Source organism: Lysinibacillus sp. FW301-JW8 (genome assembly GCF_058788755.1).
In genome coordinates this window covers 150,088-167,396 of sequence record NZ_JBYTBB010000001.1, presented here as the reverse complement: position 1 = coordinate 167,396, position 17,309 = coordinate 150,088, and the positions used below count along the sequence as shown (strand labels likewise).

Genomic DNA, 17,309 nt, shown 5'->3' with positions numbered 1-17,309 from the left:
CCTTTTATTGCGTTACGCGTGCTGTCCAGCGAGAAAGATCTGCACCTTTTGGATTAACCAGCTGTGGCGGGAAAATGAACGTCCACGGCTTCGTTGAATTAGGCTGAACAGTTAGAACAGGTTCCATATTAAAGGAGCCTTTAGCAATTTGTTTTCCTCTGGCATCAATTATTTCTAAAGGAAGCTGTTCAAGATTAATAGCTTTACTATGGCCATTACGAATAAAGATGGAAACATTTAAACTTCCATTGTTAGCGAACTTAGCTTGGAGTCCAGTGAAATTGACTTCTGTTTCGCCTAACTTAGGCAATGTTTTGACGATTTTAGCAAGCTCTTCTTTTTGTGCATCTGGCAATTGTTTTTCCCATGTTGGGTCTAACTCTAACTGATGTTCACGTAATGATACTAGATTAAAAGCTAGTTTCCATCCTTCTTCAGGTATTTTATCGACCTTGATTGTTGATTGTTCAAATTCAAATACCCATGGGCGAGCACTTTCAGCAGGGATCGTACCTAGTGCCTTAAAGTCGAACCTTTTCGTTGCTACTAGCTCATCATTTTTATCCATGATGAATAGCTCTATTTCACCTAGTTCAATTTCTTCAGCTAATGAAGAGCGGAAAAATGCACGTACTAACCATTTTCCAGTACGAAGCTCTGGATCAATACTAATAGAAGAAAGTGATAATTGGTTAGGCTTTAACGGTTCTAGTTCATTTGCAAGGAAGTTAAAGATATATTTCTGCTCTTGCGGAACATCCCAATCTGGATGAAATGACAATTTCGTTTCAACATCGCGATCATCGTCTGTATTTTCTACCTTGATATTTTCTAGTAAATCCTTGGAATCAATTGTATTTTCTTGCCCAAGCTTATCGGACTTTTTAAAGAATGAGAATAGACCCATTATTGTTGTGCCTCCTGTTCGGATTCAATCATTTTCATAAAGCCTGTGATTTCAATAATTATAGAACGACGTAATTCCTGGAAGTTTTTAGCGAATAGCTCTAAACCTTCACGCTGATAGATACGCATAGGATCTTCTTGTTGGTAATGACGTAGCCCAATACCTTCTTTTAAGTGTGCCATTGCCTCTAAATGTTTTACCCAGCCACTATCTAAATAGCTCAGCATTACTTGTGGAATGATTGCAATAACTCGATCGTTTTCTGCGAATTTTTCCATTTTTGCTGTTAACTCATCTACAGGTTTTTGCAGGGAATCTAAAATTGGGATTACCTTTCCAACCTCTCTATCGATTGTGATAGGTGTAAGGAATAGACTGTTTAATGCTTTTTCCATACTATCATAATCCCATTCAGTTGAAGGTAATTCCTCTGGTGAAGCATCACGTACTGCGAAATCTACTGTTTCGTAGAACATTTGTTTCAACTGCTCTAATAAATCCTCACCAGCTAATATTTTGTCACGAAGACCGTAAATAACTGTACGCTGATCATTAATAACATCATCCAATTTTAAATTGTATTCACGCATACCGTATTGGGAGCCTTCAACAATTCGCTGTGTGCGGTTTATAAGCTCTTGTACATCTTTGTTTTGGATAATGCCTTTTTCATCAACAATCATTTTTGCAGAGAATTTTTCAACTTCTTCTTTTGCGTAACGTCGGAACATATCATCTTCAATAGAGAGAATGAAGCAGCTTTCACCAACATCACCTTGACGACCTGAACGACCACGGAGCTGATTATCTACACGACGGCTTTCATGCTTTTCAGTACCTATAACATATAAGCCTCCAAGCTCAGGTACTTCTTCACCAAGCATAATATCTGTACCACGTCCAGCCATATTTGTCGCTACTGTAATACGTCCTTTTTGACCTGCCTGTGAAATGAGTTCAACCTCCTGCTCAACTGTTTTTGCGTTCAGCAATTGGAATGATAAGCCTTCTTTTTTTAAGTAATCAGCAACTGTTTCAGACTGTAAAATAGATGTTGTACCAATTAAAACAGGTTGCCCTTTCGCATGGCGTTCCTTTGCTTCAGTTGCCACGCACTTATATTTCGCTTCTTGTGTGCTAAATATAATATCAGGCTGATCGACACGTTGACGTGGACGGTTTGTTGGAATTTGAATAACTTCCATGGAGTACACTTCTCGTATTTCTTTTTCCTGTGTTTTCGCCGTACCCGTCATCCCAGAAAGCTTCGGATACATGCGGAAATAGTTTTGAATTGTTATTTGAGCTTGTGCTTTGTTTTCTTCGGTAATTGTCACACCTTCTTTAGCTTCAATGGCTTGATGTAAGCCATCAGAAAGTGAGCGACCTTCTAGAATACGGCCAGTGAACATATCCACAAGCTCGATTTTGTCATCCTTAACAATGTAATCAACATCTCGCTGGAACATGACATGAGCACGCACAGCCTGGATAACATAATGGTAAAGTGTTTGGTGTTCAAGATCATATAAATTATCAACATTGAAGGCAGCCTCTACCTTTTCAATGCCTTTGTCTGTTAATGAAGTAGCCTTTGTTTCATCATCGAAGTCATAATCAACCTCAGCTTTGAAACGTTTAGCTAGCATAGAGGCAATACGATGTAGTTCATCATTCGCTGCCATTTTTCCAGCAATAATCAGTGGTGTTTTTGCCTCATCAATTAGTACACTATCTACTTCGTCAATAATGGCAAAGTGATAAGGACGTTGAACTTTATCTGCCAAGCTATGGGCCATGTTGTCACGTAAGTAATCAAAGCCAAATTCAGTCCCAACACCATAAGTAATATCGGCATTATAAGCTTCTTTTTTTGCATCTGGCTCCATCATTGGTATGTTTAGACCAACTGATAAGCCAAGGAATCGATGGATTTGGCCAACTAGTTCATAGTCACGCTTCGCCAAATAATCATTGACTGTGATGACATGAACACCTTTTCCTTCTAATGCACGTACATAGGATGGAAGGGAGGCGACAAGCGTCTTACCTTCACCTGTAGGCATTTCTGCAATATTGCCTTCCGTTAAAACAAGGCCACCAATAAGCTGTACATCGAAATGACGCATACCTAATACACGTTTTGAGGCTTCGCGTACAACAGCAAATGCGTCTGGGATGATTGATGTAATTGGTTCACCTTGTTCTAAACGATTCTTGAAAACAAAAGTCATTTCTTTTAATTCTGCATCTGACTTGTTGACATATTTTTCTTCAAGATTATTAATTTGATCTACTATTTTATAGTAGCGTTTTAATTGACGAGCACTAGTTTGCTCATCGTTACGTTTAAAAATTGAGAACATGAAATTTACGCTCCTTTTAGGTTGTCTAAATGCTAGACACTTCATTATTCTATCAAATTTTACGAATGGTGACTACATTTGACATACAGCAATCTGCCATACTAAAAGTGAGGAATAACTTTTGTGAATTGGTGGAAAATAAATAGAAAAAGTATATTTCGTTGCCGGTTCGTGCTATAATCAATTTGGATTCCAATGTAGATTATTTTTTGAGGAGGAGAGACATGATTTACGTGTCTTTAATAGCAGCATTTGTTGCTTCCATATTGTTAACTCCACTAGTTAAACGATTAGCGTTCAGAATAGGTGCTGTTGATGCACCAAACTATCGAAAAGTCCATGCGCGAATTATGCCAAGACTTGGCGGATTGGCAATTTTCCTTGCTTTTTTAATAGGTGTTGCCATACTATATCCTTATTTAACTTCAAAAGGTGTACTACCATGGAATGCTAGTAACTATAGTTTATTGGCAATCATAATTGGTGCTTGTATTATTGTTGCAACAGGCGTTATAGATGATATGCGTGAGATTTCTGCAAAGGCCAAAATGCTAGGTCAGCTTGCAGCAGCACTTATCATTATTTTTGTGGGTGGTATTCAAATTGACACAATTAACTTACCATTCGTCGGTGAATTAGATTTTGGATTACTAAGTATTCCTTTAACAATCTTGTGGATTGTCGGCATTACAAATGCTATTAATTTAATTGATGGCTTAGACGGTCTAGCTGCAGGTGTTTCAACGATTGCCCTTATAACATTAGCGATTATGGCCTTTATTATGAGCAATATGTTTGTTTTAGTCCTTGCCGCTATATTAGCAGTAGCATCATTCGGCTTTTTATTTTATAATTTCCACCCTGCCAAAATCTTTATGGGTGACACAGGGGCGCTGTTCCTTGGATTTATGATTTCTGTACTGGCATTACTTGGATTTAAAAATGTCGCATTTGTGGCTTTAATTATTCCAGTAATTATATTAGGAGTACCAATTTCGGATACGTTCTTTGCAATTGTTCGTCGTGTACGAATGAAGAAGAAATGGTCTGATCCAGATAAGTCACACTTACATCACCGTTTACTAGATATGGGCTTCACACACCGCCAAACAGTGCTTATTATTTATGGTATTGCAATGATGTTTGGTTTGGCAGCCATTATTTTCTCCATGGCAAAAGTATGGGGCGCTATTTTACTAGTCGCTGTAATTTTAACGGCTATTGAAATCTTTGTCGAAGTCATTGGACTAGCAGGTAAAAACTATAAACCATTACTGAACTTTGTTCGGATATTTAATAAATAAAAAAATATTAAGCAATCATACATTTTTATGTGTGGTTGTTTTTTTGTTTAGAATTATATTTTTAGGGGATATTTTGTGGTGCAAAGAACGATGGGATTCTGGATATGAAATCGGACAGAGGGTAGTCAATGGAGGGTGAAAATTGCTAGTTAACGAGGAGAAGTGCTCAGGTTCAAGTGAAAATCACTCGGGTGACGACACATAAAGCTCGGGTGTGGTGGGGTATTGCTCAGGTAGCTAAGAATACTGCTCAGGTCCAATAGAAAATTGCTCGGGTAATGAATCAAGAAGCTCGGGTACGGAAAAAATTGCTCAGATATAGATTCAAACCGCTCAGGTTGCCAAACTCAAATCTCCATAACCCAAGATAGCTAGTTAAAATTGAGACGACACAAAACATTTTAAGTCTTCTCAAAAGTATTACATATAAAAGCCCTTCCACAAATTTTTCGTGGAAAGGCTCTTGGTTATTGGGCGTTTCTATTATCTGTTGCTTCATCTCCAGCTGCGTTCACTTTATCATGAGCATTATTCGTTAAGCTAGAGGATGTTTTATTGACATCAAGATGATTATTAAGTATTTCAGACACTTCATCAACCGATTGCTGATTTAATTGGTAGTAATAAACACCAGTAGACGTATCATCAGAGCCATCTAATGTTAAAGAATCAATACGTGGCATACCTTGCGTTAAATAGGATAGGAATGACTTCATTTCAGTAAATGTCATATTGGTCTTCATGTTATCACCAAGTGCTCTAATAACATCATCGTATTTTGTAATAGAGCTAACAGAAGAAACTTTATTGATAATGGCTGTTAATATTTCTTGCTGACGTTTGCCACGTTCAATATCACTATCCTGCTTACGTGTTCTAGCTAGAGCTAGAGCTTGGCTTCCATTTAAATGCTGTAAGCCTGGCTGTAAATTAATAGAATTTCGATCGAATTCATCCTTTTCATGTAGCTTATATGGTACTTCTGCTTCAATACCACCTAATGCATCCACCACATCGATAAATGCATTAAAGTTCATACGAACGTAATAATCGATTGGAACATTTAATAGCTTTTCTACCGTTTCGATTGTTGCCAACGTGCCACCATATGCGTGAGCATGAGTAATTTTATCCTCATAGCCTACTTTAGGGATATAAACGTACGAATCGCGAGGAATGCTTAACATTTTAATCGTTTTTGTTTTATTGTTTAGTGTAGCTAAAATAAGTGCATCGGAACGAGAGTTATCAGAGCCTTGACCACGATTTTCACTATCATCAACGCCGACAAACAAGATGGACACATTATCATGTACAGGCTCTACTTTTTCTTCTCGCATTACAGAAACCTCTCGACCTTCTAATTCTTCATGTGCTGAGTTTGCTGCGTGCTCCGCTTGCTTTGTAATATAAACACCATAAGCCGAAACGCAAATTAATAAACTGGCCACAAGAAGAAGGGCTACTTTTATAATTAAAGAAGTTTTAGAAGAGCTCTTCTTGTTTTTTTTATTTATTCTATTTTTCATATTTAGTATATTCTCCTCTGAATTTTGGGAATAATAGTGCGATGAAACTAAGTTTTTATCAAATTACCTAAAAGAATGTGTGATTGATAAAATAGCTCAATATTAAAATTATACTATGGATATTAAGCTTTCGACAATTAAAACTATTTATTTCACAACAATTTCAATAAATCGGGTCTCTTCAAAAGAAATATTTGCCTGCCCGTTTGTCATTTCTGTTACCCAGTTTCGGAACTGTTCTTCCTCTTCTTTTAGCACAGATACAATGATATCTACGCCTTCCAAATATCGAATTTCTTCTAATGTATACGAAGAGCCTCGAATTTCGTTTTCTACTTTACCCAGCCAAGTATAGTCAATGGCAATTTTCATAATATGGTGAAGTTTGCGTTCAACGACTTGTGCTGCCAGTAAACCTTCTGTTGTTGCTTTACCATATGCGCGGATAAGACCGCCGCCACCAAGTTTTATGCCACCAAAGTAACGTGTGACCACAACGACTGTATCCTTTAAGCCCTGTTTCTTTAGGACCTCTAACATAGGGACGCCAGCTGTACCACTAGGTTCCCCGTCATCATTAGCCTTTTGAATATGATCATGCTCACCAATTAGATAAGCAGAGCAATTATGAGTCGCATTATGATGCAATTTTTTTATGCGATCAATAAAAGAAATTGCATCCTCTTCAGTTTCTGCACGTTCTATATAAGTAAGAAAGCGAGATTTAGAAATTACTATTTCGCTTTCTCCATATCCTTTTACAGTTAGATAATTTTCTCTCATATGTGACATTCTCCTTTAATCTAGGGATTTATTCTATAATTTTCATGAAGAAAAAGCATTAATTTTTATCATTGTGATGCTATAATAGGTGTAGACTGTAGAATATATGAAATTGGTCTATTAAAAAAGTAAGTAATCATAAGACATTAGACTGGGGAGTACACTATGTTTTCAAATGATACCTTCGATTTAAAGTCGCTTGATGACGTATTTAATCGAATGTTAGAAACAATCATGAGCTCAAAAGATGATATCTTTATTATAAGTGAACAAAGCCGAAGAAGCTTTGAAGATATGCAGAGAGAGCTAGAAATTGTTAGAAAACAAATTTCAATTGTCATTGATGAAGGCGATGCTTTAGAAAAAAGCACACAGCTTGCAAAGCAAAGACTTGTGTTAGTGAGTAAAGCTTTTGATAATTATACCGAAGAACAAGTTAGAGATGCATATGAAACTGCGCATGATTTTCAATTAAAGCTCTCCGTTATTAAAACACAAGAAAAGCAGCTCCGTGATAAAAGAGATGATCTCGAGAGAAGATTAAGAGGTTTACTCGATACGATAGAACGTGCAGATCATATTGTCAATCAAGTAAATGTCGTTTTGAATTACTTAACGTCAGATTTAAAAAATGTGGGACTAGCGCTTGAGCAAGCAAAAATGAAGCAAGATTTTGGTATACGTATTATCGCTGCACAGGAAGAAGAGCGTAAACGTTTATCGAGGGAAATTCATGATGGACCTGCCCAAATGCTAGCAAATGTATTAATGCGTACGGATTTAATTGAAAGAACATACCGCGAAAAGGGTATTGAATATGCTTTGGCTGAAATTGCCGATTTAAAGAAAACCGTGCGTAATGCATTATCCGAGGTACGACGTATCATCTATGATTTAAGACCAATGGCACTTGATGATCTGGGAATTGTTCCTACATTAAAAAAGTATTTATCGACAGTGACGGAATACAATCCTGGTGTTGAAATTCATTTCCAATCGAGAAGCACTGAAAAGCGTATACCTTCTAATTATGAAGTCTCTATTTTCCGATTAGTGCAGGAATGTGTCACTAATGCTATGAAACACGGAAAATGTAAGGATATTTGGGTAAAACTTGAGTGGCTGAGAAATGCCGTGAATATTGTCGTAAAAGATGATGGTATGGGGTTTGACCCACAAGTAGTGAAAGACCATTCATTTGGGATTTTAGGAATGCGAGAGCGTATCGAAATACTGGATGGTACAATCTCAATTGAAAGTGAAATAAACCGCGGCACTACGGTACTATTTAAAATTCCGTTAGAAGTCGAATAAAAGTAATTGTTGTAGAAATCTAGGGGGTAAAGACAAATGACAAAGATTATTATTGTAGACGATCACCAGCTATTCCGTGAAGGAGTAAAACGTATTTTAGATTTTGAAGATACGTTCGATGTAGTAGCAGAAGGTGATGATGGTACGGATGTGGTGTCCTTATATGCTGATAACCAACCAGATGTTGTACTAATGGATATTAATATGCCAGGCAAAAATGGAGTAGAGGCTACAGCGGAATTAATTAATGAGTTCCCTGATGCAAAGGTTATTATGCTTTCTATTCATGATGATGAAACTTATGTAACACATGCACTAAAATCAGGTGCTCTTGGCTATATGCTAAAAGAGATGGATGCGGATGAAATCGTTGAAGCGATTAAGGTAGTAGCAAACGGTGGTTCTTATTTACATCCGAAAGTTACTAAAAATTTAGTAGCAGAATTCCGCCGTCTTTCTGAGCATGAAAATAAAGGAAACTTCCATCAAGCAGAAATTCGTCGTCCATTCCACTTATTAACAAAGCGTGAATGTGAGGTATTGCAGTTATTAACGGATGGTCAATCAAACCGTACAATTGGTGAAACACTGTTTATCTCTGAAAAAACAGTTAAAAACCATGTTTCTAGCATATTACAAAAAATGAATGTTAACGACCGTACACAAGCCGTTGTTACTGCTATTAAAAACGGCTGGGTAGAAGTAAGATAATTGCATAGCTTTACTATAAAAGCTGTTTTAAAAAATTACTTAATCATTTTAGTAGTTTTTAAAGCAGTTTTTTATTTATGATATGAACTCCTTGATTAAAAGCGTAACAATTTGATTGAAGAGAACATTTAAATGGTGCAACATTTTAAAATCATGAGCGTCATAAGAAAGATGTAGCACCTAAATGTTGAAAATGCACAACAAAATTCCTACGACGGCATTTATATGCTACAATATGCGCGGGAGGTTTTTGGATGTTAAAGAAAAGTATTCTAGCAGTTTTTACCTTATTGATACTAACTGCTTGTGGTAATAAAAATGAAGATATGAGTGCGGAAGAAAGACAGAAAATCATTGATGAAGGTACTGCTGGGTTTGAAATGAATGATGGGAAAATAACAAAGGCACAAAATGTTCCTTCTGATGAAGAAAAAGCAATATTAGCAGCGTTTGATGAATATATTGCAGCTTTCAATGCAGAAGACCTTGATCGTTATATGCAAACGATCTCAAAGAATCCAAAAGGTTTCGATTATGAAGAAGACAAAAAACGCACAAAAGAAGTTTTTGAACAGTCTGACGTTAAAAGAGATGTTAAAGATACAACAATTATAAAATATAGTAAAGAAGAAGCACAGATCCATACAAATATGACAGTGCATTTAGTTGAATTGAAAACAAAAGTAAAGCATGAGGGTGTAGGTCAACAAGTAACAGTATTCGTCAAAGAGGATGGAAGCTGGAAGGTAACGAGCGTCTTTTATATCGGTGACGACACAAAATCAACTACTGGTAAATAACAAAGAGGAATATCTTCATTTTATTCAAATAAGAATGAACCAGATGAAGATATCCTCTAAATAAGAATCGACTATACATAGAAAATGAATGTGAAATGAATGCTAGTTCTCTAGCAAAAATCTAGAATAACGGAAAGTAAATCTTGTTTCCTATTCGAAAATTGGACAAGTTTACGTATGGCCGTAATTCATTTCACATTCATTTCTTTTTATTGTAAACTATGAAGAATAGGAGAGTGGACATGGATGAGGACAGCAATCGTAACAGATAGTACTGCATATATTACACCTGAAGAACGAGCGCGCTTAAACATTCATATGATTCCGTTAAGTGTCAATATCTCAGGGCAATTATTTGCTGAAGAAGTGGATATCACGGCATCTGAATTTTATGATAAGGTGCGTGGAGCAAAAGAATTCCCAAAAACAACACAGCCTCCAATTGGAGAATTTGCCACTCTCTTTGAAGAGCTAGCAAAAGATTATGATGCGGTCATATCTATTCATTTATCGAGTGGTATTAGCGGGACATATCAAGGCGCAGTTCAAGCTGGAGATATGGTGGAAGGCATTGATGTTTTTACTTTTGATAGTGAAATATCTTGTGCTGTACAGGGCTTTTATGTATTACGAGCAGCTGAAATGGCAGCACAAGGTTTTTCAGCACAAGAAATACTTGCTACATTGGCGGACATGAAGCAGTATACTCGTGCTTACTTCATTGTAGATGACTTGGCTCACTTACAGCGTGGGGGAAGACTATCTTCGGCAGCTGCATTAATTGGCGGTTTACTGCAAGTAAAGCCTATTTTGCATTTCGTGGACAAGATTATTGTCCCCTTTGAAAAAATTCGCACACGTAAAAAGGCATTAAAACGTGCTGAGGACCTATTAGCTGAGGATGCGAGGAAACATCAAGCAATGGATGCGGTTGTGATTCATGGCAATTGCCAATCCGAGGCAGAAGAATGGCTAGCACAATTAGCATCAACCTACCCAAACGTGAACTTTACATTAAGCTATTTCGGTCCTGTTATTGGTACGCACTTAGGAGAGGGCTCTATGGGGCTGGGCTGGACAAAAAAATAACTTAGATGAAACAGTCTCTACATGATATTTGTAGGGGCTGTTTTTATCTTCATTCAGCAGAAGATTCCCACCTCTACAGTGGAGAGATGAATGCGGTTTTGGTTTCTTTTCAGTGGGTGTCCAAAAACCTACTGAATGAAGATAAAGCATCTGGCGGATGTCACGGATTTTCAAAGGAATGAATTGTGTAGGCACAATTCAAAATCCGGACGCAATTACGCCAAGGCGAAATTGATTTCGTATTGAAAGGAGCAAAAAATGAAATATAGAGGTTGGTTATTAACACCTGCATTGAGGGACTTTCATGAAGGACGTATTTGGCATAAGGAACATTCACCGTTTACAAAAGATGATATCGAAAGAACCATCGAATGCAATTACTTCCATATAATAGAAGGAATCCAAAAAGAGCCACATTTAAAATGCAATCGTTGTCATAATCAAGACCCTCGGCAATTTACTACGTTTGATTGCTCAAAATGCGAGCAATCGTGTATTTATTGTAGACATTGTCTTCATATGGGGAGAGTGAGTAGCTGTACAGAGCTGCTTATCTGGATAGGCCCTCGTGCAATTAGATTAAAAAGGCACCCATTAGAGTGGGCTGGTCAGTTTACAGTGCTTCAACAGCAAGCAGCAAATGAAATACTAGAAAGCATAAGAGCAAAGCGCTCTCATCTTTTGGCAGCTGTATGTGGTGCAGGAAAAACTGAGCTACTTTTCCCATCAGTTCATTATGCATTACAGCAAGGCTTGCGTATATGCATTGCAACACCACGAACAGATGTAGTACTAGAATTATTTCCTCGCTTTCAAAAGGCTTTCCCTAGCACAATAATCCATGCCTTATACGGTGGGGCACCGAAGCAGGAGGGCTATGCACAACTTATATTAGCAACTACACATCAGCTTTATCGATTTGAGCGAGCCTTTGATGTAATGATTGTTGATGAGGCCGATGCTTTTCCATATACTTTTGATGAAACCTTACAGAGAGCTGTGAAAAAAGCTAAAAGGAAAGATACCCCAGTAGTATTAGTAACTGCAACACCTTCTCAAAAGCTACTTTATCAGTATCAAAATAACAGTTACTCCTTTATCCCAAAACGTTATCATAATTATCCGTTACCTGTCCCAAGATTTCGTTCTTTATGGCGCTATGAAAAATGCTTTAAACGAGGGAAAATCCCACCAAAACTAAAACAATGGACTGAGGAGCGTCTAGTACAAAAAGAGCCATTTCTAATATTCTTTCCAAAGGTAGAGTTAATGAAAGTAGCTGTACCACTTTTTCAGGCGTTAGATGCCAGCATTACCACAGTACATGCTGAGGATCCTGAGCGTAAAGAGAAGGTACTTAAACTGCGTAATGAAGAAGTTAGAGGATTGCTGACAACCACTATTCTAGAACGTGGAATTACGATTAAGAATGTGCAGGTGGCGGTCGTTGGGGCAGAATCCACCATTTTTAATTCTAGTGCACTTATACAAATAGCTGGACGGGTTGGACGAAACGCTGAATTTGCAGACGGAGATATTGTATTTTTCCATCATGGGATTACGGTTGAAATGGATGATGCACGAACGAAAATTCTGGCTTGCAATAAGGAAGGCTTTTCTCAATGAATAAAATAGACACACATTGTTTATTATGTGCACAGCCTTTGCAGCATACTATCTCATGGACAACTCTTTTAACTAAGCAATTCCAACCAACTATATGTGAAAAGTGCTCGGCACGCTTTGAAAATTCCCAATCAGCAACGGCTCTTTATCAATATAATAATGCTATGAAGGAATATTTACATCAGTATAAATTCCTTCAGGATGTCGCACTGGCAAAAGTATTTCGACAGGAGCTTTATGCTCGTTTCAAACATGAAAAAGCCACTATCATTCCAATTCCTATGCACCCTTTCAAACAAAAAGAGCGTACCTTTTCGCATATGGAAGAGCTATTGAAAGCAGCGAATATTCCATATATTCAACTATTAGAAAAAACTACAACCGAAACGCAAAGTGCCAAAAATAGAGAGGAACGCATACAGGTGGCTCCGCTATTTTGTCTAATGGATGGAGCTTACGTAGAGCATAAAGAATATCTTCTTTTTGACGATATAAAAACTACAGGAACAACTTTACAGCATGCTACTGAGGTTTTAATAAATGCGGGAGCTAAAAGTGTTCAATGCTTCACATTAATTAATGGATGAAAATGCTAATGCATCATGTATAATAGATAACGAGTATAGAAGAAATCGCAGATAACTGTTATTTATACAGAGGAGGAAGAGTAGATGGCAGAGGTTCGTAATTGTCCAAAGTGTAATGAATTTTTTAATTATATAGGTGTCAGAGAAGTATGTCATAAATGTGCTCAATCTGAAGAGGAGCTCTATCAAATCGTTTATCGATTTTTACGTAAACGTGAAAACCGTGCCGCAACAGTGGAACGTATTGTGGAGGCAACAGGGGCCGAGGAAGAGCTCTTATATAAATGGGTGCGCAAAGGTCGTTTACAGCCAGCAATGTTTCCTAACTTAGGCTACCCATGTGATAATTGCGGACACCTTACAACGAAAGGCAAGCTTTGTTCAAAATGTCAGGATGAGCTGAAGTCAGAGCTTCGAACATTTGAGGCTGCTAAGGAATTTCGTGATAGTGTAGAAACGCGCGATCGTGTCACATATCACTCTGAACGAAAACGATAAAGGTGGAAAGTGTGTTAATTTCAAACAAAATTAACACACTTTTTTATGTTTGAAAACTTAACATTATGCAAGACAATCCGAAATAATAGGAAGATAAGCTTTTTAGATGGGAGGTAAAAAAATGAAAATTACATCTTATGGCATCAATGCAGTAAACGCCTACAAAAATCAAATTCGTAATGTAAAATCAGGCGATAACAAGGCATCCTTTGCGGATAAAATCGAAATTTCAAAGGCTGCACAGAATATGCAAGGAATTTCAACATACAGTACTGAGCGTGCTGAACGTGTCCAACAATTAAAGGAGGATATTGCTTCTGGCGAATATAAGGTCAATGCTCGTCAAGTTGCAGAAGATATGCTGAAATATTATCGTTTCTAGGGAATAACAGAAAGGGTGTTTAGCAATGTCTATAGAAGCGATTTGTTCTACATTAACAAAGCTAGAAAGAATGCATAAAAGCTTGCTAGAACTAGCTAACAAAAAAACGGAAATTATTACAGCTGGCGATATCGAAGCACTGGATCAAATGCTCAAGGACGAGCAAGCCCATGTAGCGGCAATCGATAAGCTCGAGCAACAGCGTCAGAAACAGGTAACGGACTACCTTGGAGCAAAAGGACTTGCTACCACTGACAAAACAACTGTCGCAGATGTCATCGATGCTGCTGAGCAACAGACTGAAAAAGACATACTAACAGCAGTTCGCAATCGCTTAATGCATATCATCAATGACTTAAAAAAACAAAATGATCTCAACCAAAAATTGGTATTTCAATCATTGCAAATTGTAAATCTTACACTAGATGCTGTGCGTCCCCCACGTCCAGAGCAATTTAACTACTCAGGTAATGAGGTACGAGGCACAAATACAATGGGCAAAAAATCATATTTTGATTCACAAGCGTAAATTTTCTAGAAAATAGAGGTTATTAAAAGGAGGAAAAGAAATGCGCTCAACATTTATGGGCTTAGAGGCAAGTAAACGTGGTTTATTTACACAGCAAACAGCTTTATATACAACTGGACATAATATTTCCAATGCCAACACATTAGGATACTCGCGTCAACGAGTAAATATGCAGGCAACTCCAGGCTTTCCAACGGCAGGTTTAAATCAGCCAATCTATCCAGGGCATCTTGGAACAGGGGTAGAAGCAGGATCAATTCAACGTATTCGTGATGAATTTATTGATCGCCAATATCGTCAAGAAACGAATAAATTTGGCTATTGGGAATCAAGAACAAAGGCCATCTCTCAAATGGAAGATATTATTAACGAACCAACTGAATTTGGTTTAGACAAGGCATTTGAGCAGTTTTGGAAAGGTCTTGAGGATGTTGGTAATAAGCCAGCTGATCTGGCATCACGCGGGGTTGCAATTAGACGTGCGGAGCATTTAGCTGAATCCTTCAATTATATTGATACACAATTAAAAACGATTCAAGGTAATCTCGGTAAAGAATTAGGTGTCTCTACAACACAAATTAACACTATTCTAAAGCAAATTGCAGCCGTTAATAAACAAATTCAAGAAGTAGAGCCAAATGGGCATGTACCAAATGATTTATATGATGTTCGTGATGTATTAGTAGATAAATTAAATGAGTACATACCTGTATCGATTGAACGTGTTCCTTCTGGTGGTCTCGCTTCTGAGGTTGCTGAGGGTAGCTTAAAAATAACGTTTAAAGGTACTGATGGTGTTATCAGAAATTTAGTAGATGGAAAAGATTTTGCTCAATTTACTGCAATGGGAACTAATGGGATTAATGTCACTGGTGATGACATAACCAATGTATTTTCAGAATTACAATTAACAGATATTGAATCATTAGAGGATCATGAAGCGGGAACAGTTACTAGCTCCCAAGCGGCAGTTAGACAACAGGATTTTGAAGCTTCTAAAGGAAAATTACTATCCCTTATTAATTCCTATGGTTACCAAAGTACTAGTGGTATAAAGGGCTACTACCCTGAAACTTTAGAAAAACTAGACCAGTTAGCAAATGCCTTTATTCAAGAATTTAACACTTTACATGGAAATGGCTACACTTTAGAGGAAAAAGATTCAAATGGAGCTATTATAAATGCCTCTACTAATGGAGGAGTCTTCTTTGTAGGCACGGGTGCAGGCGGCATTAAACTTAATGATGCTATTAAAAATAATCCTAATCTTTTAGCTGCATCCTCTGGGGTAACTCAAGAAGGTGACGGTAAGCATGCATATGAGCTGGCTAATATGCAACATAAATTGTATGCCTCTATTGGAAATGCAACGATGCAATCATTTTACCAAGGAATTGTTGGGAAAATTGGTGTAGACGGTGAAGAAGCACTACGTCTAGCCGCAACTTCTGAATCACAACGTTTAACTGTATCAAATAGTCGTGATTCTGTGAGCTCAGTTTCATTAGATGAAGAAATGACAAATATGATTACTTTCCAACAAGCGTATAATGCTAATGCACGTATGATTACTGTTGTTGACGAAACATTAGATAAAATTATTAACGGTATGGGCCGAGTGGGTCTATAAAAAATAAATGATTTATCTTCATTCAGCAGAAAACTCCCACCTCTACAGGTGGTGAGATGAATAAGGTTTTGGTTTCTTTTCAGTGGGTATCCAAACACCTACTGAATAAAGATAAAGCCCCCGGCGGATGTCACGGATTTTCAAAGGAATGAATTGTGCCTGCACAATTCAAAATCAGGACGCAATTACGCCAAGGCGAAATTGATGGAGAATAACTCTCCGGCTAACAAGAAGGGAGTTTTTATTAAAATGCGCGTAACACAATCAATGCTATCAAGTAATATGCTACTAAATTTAAATAAAAGCTATGGCAAAATGTCAAAACTTCAAGATCAGATTAACTCAGGCTCTAAAATTACTCGTCCATCGGATGATCCAGTAGTAGCCGTAAAGGGAATGGGTTATCGTAGAGATTTAGCTAAGGTTGAGCAATATACACGCAACATGATAACAGCAAATAACTGGTTAGATTCGTCTGATGAATCTCTCAACCAGGTTGGTGAGCAAATGAAGCGTGTTCGTGAACTTGTTGTTCAAGCAGCGAATGATACAAACACACCAGAAGAACGTCAAAAAATTAAAATGGAGATTGACCAAATTCGCCAGCAGATTCAGGATGTTGGAAATACAAATATTGGTGGTAGCTACCTATTTAGTGGAACAAATACGAATCAACCATTGTTTACACCAGCTGCTGGAGGCGGAAAGGAAATTAATCCTGCCCTAAATGCACCAAATGAAGCTGTTAATATAGAAGTTTATGATGGTATTCAAATTCAAGTGAATACACCTGGAAAAGATCTATTTAAAAATATAGATGATATGATGGGGAAAATTTCAGATTTACTAGGTGATTCAAGTAAAACTGGTCAAGAAATTGGGGATCTACTAGGTGGAGTCTCATCATCAAGTACTAGTGATGATATTACAACGATGCACAATAAAATCCTAGAAGCGCAGGCTGATGTAGGTGCCCGACAAAATCGTGTTGAGATGATGGAGAATCGCTTAAGTATCCGTGAGGTCAATGTAACAAAGCAACTTAGAGATACTGAGTCTGTAGATTACTCTAAAGCCATTACAGAAATGGTGACTAATGAATCTATTCATCAGGCTGCATTATCCGTAGGTGCGAAAATTATTCAGCAAACCTTAGTAGATTTTATAAGATAAAATCTACTAAGGTTCTGCCCCGAAAGCGAAGCGGCAGGGGTAAACGCGAAGCGAAAGGTTCTGCCTCGAAAGCGAAGCGAC

At 37.5% G+C, this 17,309-nt stretch carries 16 protein-coding genes; 12 read left to right on the top strand and 4 right to left on the bottom strand.

Annotated elements, in window-relative coordinates; translation table 11 throughout:
• Nucleotides 1-4: 4 nt before the first annotated feature.
• Entirely contained in the window at nucleotides 5-907 is a 903-nt protein-coding gene (locus AC3WOM_RS00795) for an accessory Sec system S-layer assembly protein (RefSeq protein WP_492444363.1), read from the bottom strand.
• Nucleotides 907-3,273, bottom strand: a complete 2,367-nt coding sequence (secA2, locus tag AC3WOM_RS00790) for an accessory Sec system translocase SecA2 (RefSeq protein WP_492444361.1) — start codon at nucleotides 3,271-3,273, stop codon at nucleotides 907-909. Before secA2 ends, AC3WOM_RS00795 begins: the two co-directional genes overlap by 1 nt.
• Nucleotides 3,274-3,497: 224 nt before the next feature.
• Here secA2 and AC3WOM_RS00785 point away from each other — a divergent pair, with 224 nt between their 5' ends.
• Entirely contained in the window at nucleotides 3,498-4,577 is a 1,080-nt protein-coding gene (locus tag AC3WOM_RS00785) for a glycosyltransferase family 4 protein (protein ID WP_492444359.1), read from the top strand.
• 467 nt (nucleotides 4,578-5,044) lie between these two features.
• On the opposite strand, the gene AC3WOM_RS00780 is transcribed toward AC3WOM_RS00785, so the two are convergent.
• Together AC3WOM_RS00780 and AC3WOM_RS00775 are read right to left on the bottom strand one after the other, a co-directional pair.
• Nucleotides 5,045-6,106, bottom strand: a complete 1,062-nt coding sequence (locus AC3WOM_RS00780; protein ID WP_492444358.1) for an LCP family protein — start codon at nucleotides 6,104-6,106, stop codon at nucleotides 5,045-5,047.
• Nucleotides 6,107-6,253: 147 nt separating this feature from the next.
• A complete protein-coding gene (locus tag AC3WOM_RS00775; protein ID WP_492444356.1) occupies nucleotides 6,254-6,889 on the bottom strand; it encodes a YigZ family protein in 636 nt (211 codons plus the stop codon).
• 165 nt (nucleotides 6,890-7,054) lie between these two features.
• Between AC3WOM_RS00775 and AC3WOM_RS00770 the strand changes: the two genes are divergently transcribed.
• The 11 genes from AC3WOM_RS00770 to flgL all read left to right on the top strand — a co-directional run bounded on the left by AC3WOM_RS00770 (nucleotide 7,055) and on the right by flgL (nucleotide 17,228).
• Nucleotides 7,055-8,203: a sensor histidine kinase gene (locus AC3WOM_RS00770; protein ID WP_427538868.1), complete on the top strand. Its 1,149-nt coding sequence runs from the start codon at nucleotides 7,055-7,057 to the stop codon at nucleotides 8,201-8,203.
• Nucleotides 8,204-8,239: 36 nt separating this feature from the next.
• Nucleotides 8,240-8,914, top strand: coding sequence for a response regulator transcription factor (locus AC3WOM_RS00765; protein WP_054770182.1), 675 nt, complete (start codon nucleotides 8,240-8,242; stop codon nucleotides 8,912-8,914).
• A gap of 254 nt (nucleotides 8,915-9,168) precedes the next feature.
• The gene (locus AC3WOM_RS00760) at nucleotides 9,169-9,714 is read left to right on the top strand and encodes a nuclear transport factor 2 family protein (protein ID WP_492444355.1); all 546 of its coding nucleotides are present in this window, start codon (nucleotides 9,169-9,171) and stop codon (nucleotides 9,712-9,714) included.
• 246 nt (nucleotides 9,715-9,960) lie between these two features.
• Nucleotides 9,961-10,803: a DegV family protein gene (locus AC3WOM_RS00755; protein ID WP_492444353.1), complete on the top strand. Its 843-nt coding sequence runs from the start codon at nucleotides 9,961-9,963 to the stop codon at nucleotides 10,801-10,803.
• Nucleotides 10,804-11,061: 258 nt separating this feature from the next.
• Nucleotides 11,062-12,429 carry an ATP-dependent helicase ComFA gene (locus AC3WOM_RS00750; protein WP_492444351.1) on the top strand — a complete coding sequence of 456 codons (1,368 nt, stop codon included), beginning with the start codon at nucleotides 11,062-11,064 and terminating at the stop codon, nucleotides 12,427-12,429.
• Nucleotides 12,426-13,016, top strand: a complete 591-nt coding sequence (locus AC3WOM_RS00745; protein WP_492444349.1) for a ComF family protein — start codon at nucleotides 12,426-12,428, stop codon at nucleotides 13,014-13,016. The genes AC3WOM_RS00750 and AC3WOM_RS00745 overlap by 4 nt, the downstream gene beginning before the upstream one ends.
• Before the next feature lie 84 nt (nucleotides 13,017-13,100).
• Nucleotides 13,101-13,514, top strand: coding sequence for a TIGR03826 family flagellar region protein (locus tag AC3WOM_RS00740; RefSeq protein WP_492444347.1), 414 nt, complete (start codon nucleotides 13,101-13,103; stop codon nucleotides 13,512-13,514).
• A 121-nt stretch (nucleotides 13,515-13,635) separates the two neighbouring features.
• Nucleotides 13,636-13,896 carry a flagellar biosynthesis anti-sigma factor FlgM gene (gene flgM / locus AC3WOM_RS00735; RefSeq protein WP_492444345.1) on the top strand — a complete coding sequence of 87 codons (261 nt, stop codon included), beginning with the start codon at nucleotides 13,636-13,638 and terminating at the stop codon, nucleotides 13,894-13,896.
• A 25-nt stretch (nucleotides 13,897-13,921) separates the two neighbouring features.
• Nucleotides 13,922-14,425, top strand: a complete 504-nt coding sequence (locus tag AC3WOM_RS00730; protein WP_492444343.1) for a flagellar protein FlgN — start codon at nucleotides 13,922-13,924, stop codon at nucleotides 14,423-14,425.
• Nucleotides 14,426-14,465: 40 nt separating this feature from the next.
• Nucleotides 14,466-16,055, top strand: a complete 1,590-nt coding sequence (gene flgK, locus AC3WOM_RS00725) for a flagellar hook-associated protein FlgK (RefSeq protein ID WP_492444341.1) — start codon at nucleotides 14,466-14,468, stop codon at nucleotides 16,053-16,055.
• Between the two features lie 249 nt (nucleotides 16,056-16,304).
• The gene (gene flgL, locus AC3WOM_RS00720) at nucleotides 16,305-17,228 is read left to right on the top strand and encodes a flagellar hook-associated protein FlgL (RefSeq protein ID WP_492444340.1); all 924 of its coding nucleotides are present in this window, start codon (nucleotides 16,305-16,307) and stop codon (nucleotides 17,226-17,228) included.
• Nucleotides 17,229-17,309 lie beyond the last annotated feature (81 nt).

Coding starts and splice junctions, on each gene's coding strand:
- flgK (WP_492444341.1), top strand. CDS start 14,466: ATGCGCTCAACATTTATGGGCTTAGAGGCAAGTAAACGTGGTTTATTT.
- secA2 (WP_492444361.1), bottom strand. CDS start 3,273: ATGTTCTCAATTTTTAAACGTAACGATGAGCAAACTAGTGCTCGTCAA.
- AC3WOM_RS00755 (WP_492444353.1), top strand. CDS start 9,961: ATGAGGACAGCAATCGTAACAGATAGTACTGCATATATTACACCTGAA.
- AC3WOM_RS00730 (WP_492444343.1), top strand. CDS start 13,922: ATGTCTATAGAAGCGATTTGTTCTACATTAACAAAGCTAGAAAGAATG.
- AC3WOM_RS00740 (WP_492444347.1), top strand. CDS start 13,101: ATGGCAGAGGTTCGTAATTGTCCAAAGTGTAATGAATTTTTTAATTAT.
- AC3WOM_RS00795 (WP_492444363.1), bottom strand. CDS start 907: ATGGGTCTATTCTCATTCTTTAAAAAGTCCGATAAGCTTGGGCAAGAA.
- AC3WOM_RS00780 (WP_492444358.1), bottom strand. CDS start 6,106: ATGAAAAATAGAATAAATAAAAAAAACAAGAAGAGCTCTTCTAAAACT.
- AC3WOM_RS00750 (WP_492444351.1), top strand. CDS start 11,062: ATGAAATATAGAGGTTGGTTATTAACACCTGCATTGAGGGACTTTCAT.
- AC3WOM_RS00765 (WP_054770182.1), top strand. CDS start 8,240: ATGACAAAGATTATTATTGTAGACGATCACCAGCTATTCCGTGAAGGA.
- AC3WOM_RS00770 (WP_427538868.1), top strand. CDS start 7,055: ATGTTTTCAAATGATACCTTCGATTTAAAGTCGCTTGATGACGTATTT.
- AC3WOM_RS00775 (WP_492444356.1), bottom strand. CDS start 6,889: ATGAGAGAAAATTATCTAACTGTAAAAGGATATGGAGAAAGCGAAATA.
- flgM (WP_492444345.1), top strand. CDS start 13,636: ATGAAAATTACATCTTATGGCATCAATGCAGTAAACGCCTACAAAAAT.
- AC3WOM_RS00785 (WP_492444359.1), top strand. CDS start 3,498: ATGATTTACGTGTCTTTAATAGCAGCATTTGTTGCTTCCATATTGTTA.
- AC3WOM_RS00760 (WP_492444355.1), top strand. CDS start 9,169: ATGTTAAAGAAAAGTATTCTAGCAGTTTTTACCTTATTGATACTAACT.
- AC3WOM_RS00745 (WP_492444349.1), top strand. CDS start 12,426: ATGAATAAAATAGACACACATTGTTTATTATGTGCACAGCCTTTGCAG.
- flgL (WP_492444340.1), top strand. CDS start 16,305: ATGCGCGTAACACAATCAATGCTATCAAGTAATATGCTACTAAATTTA.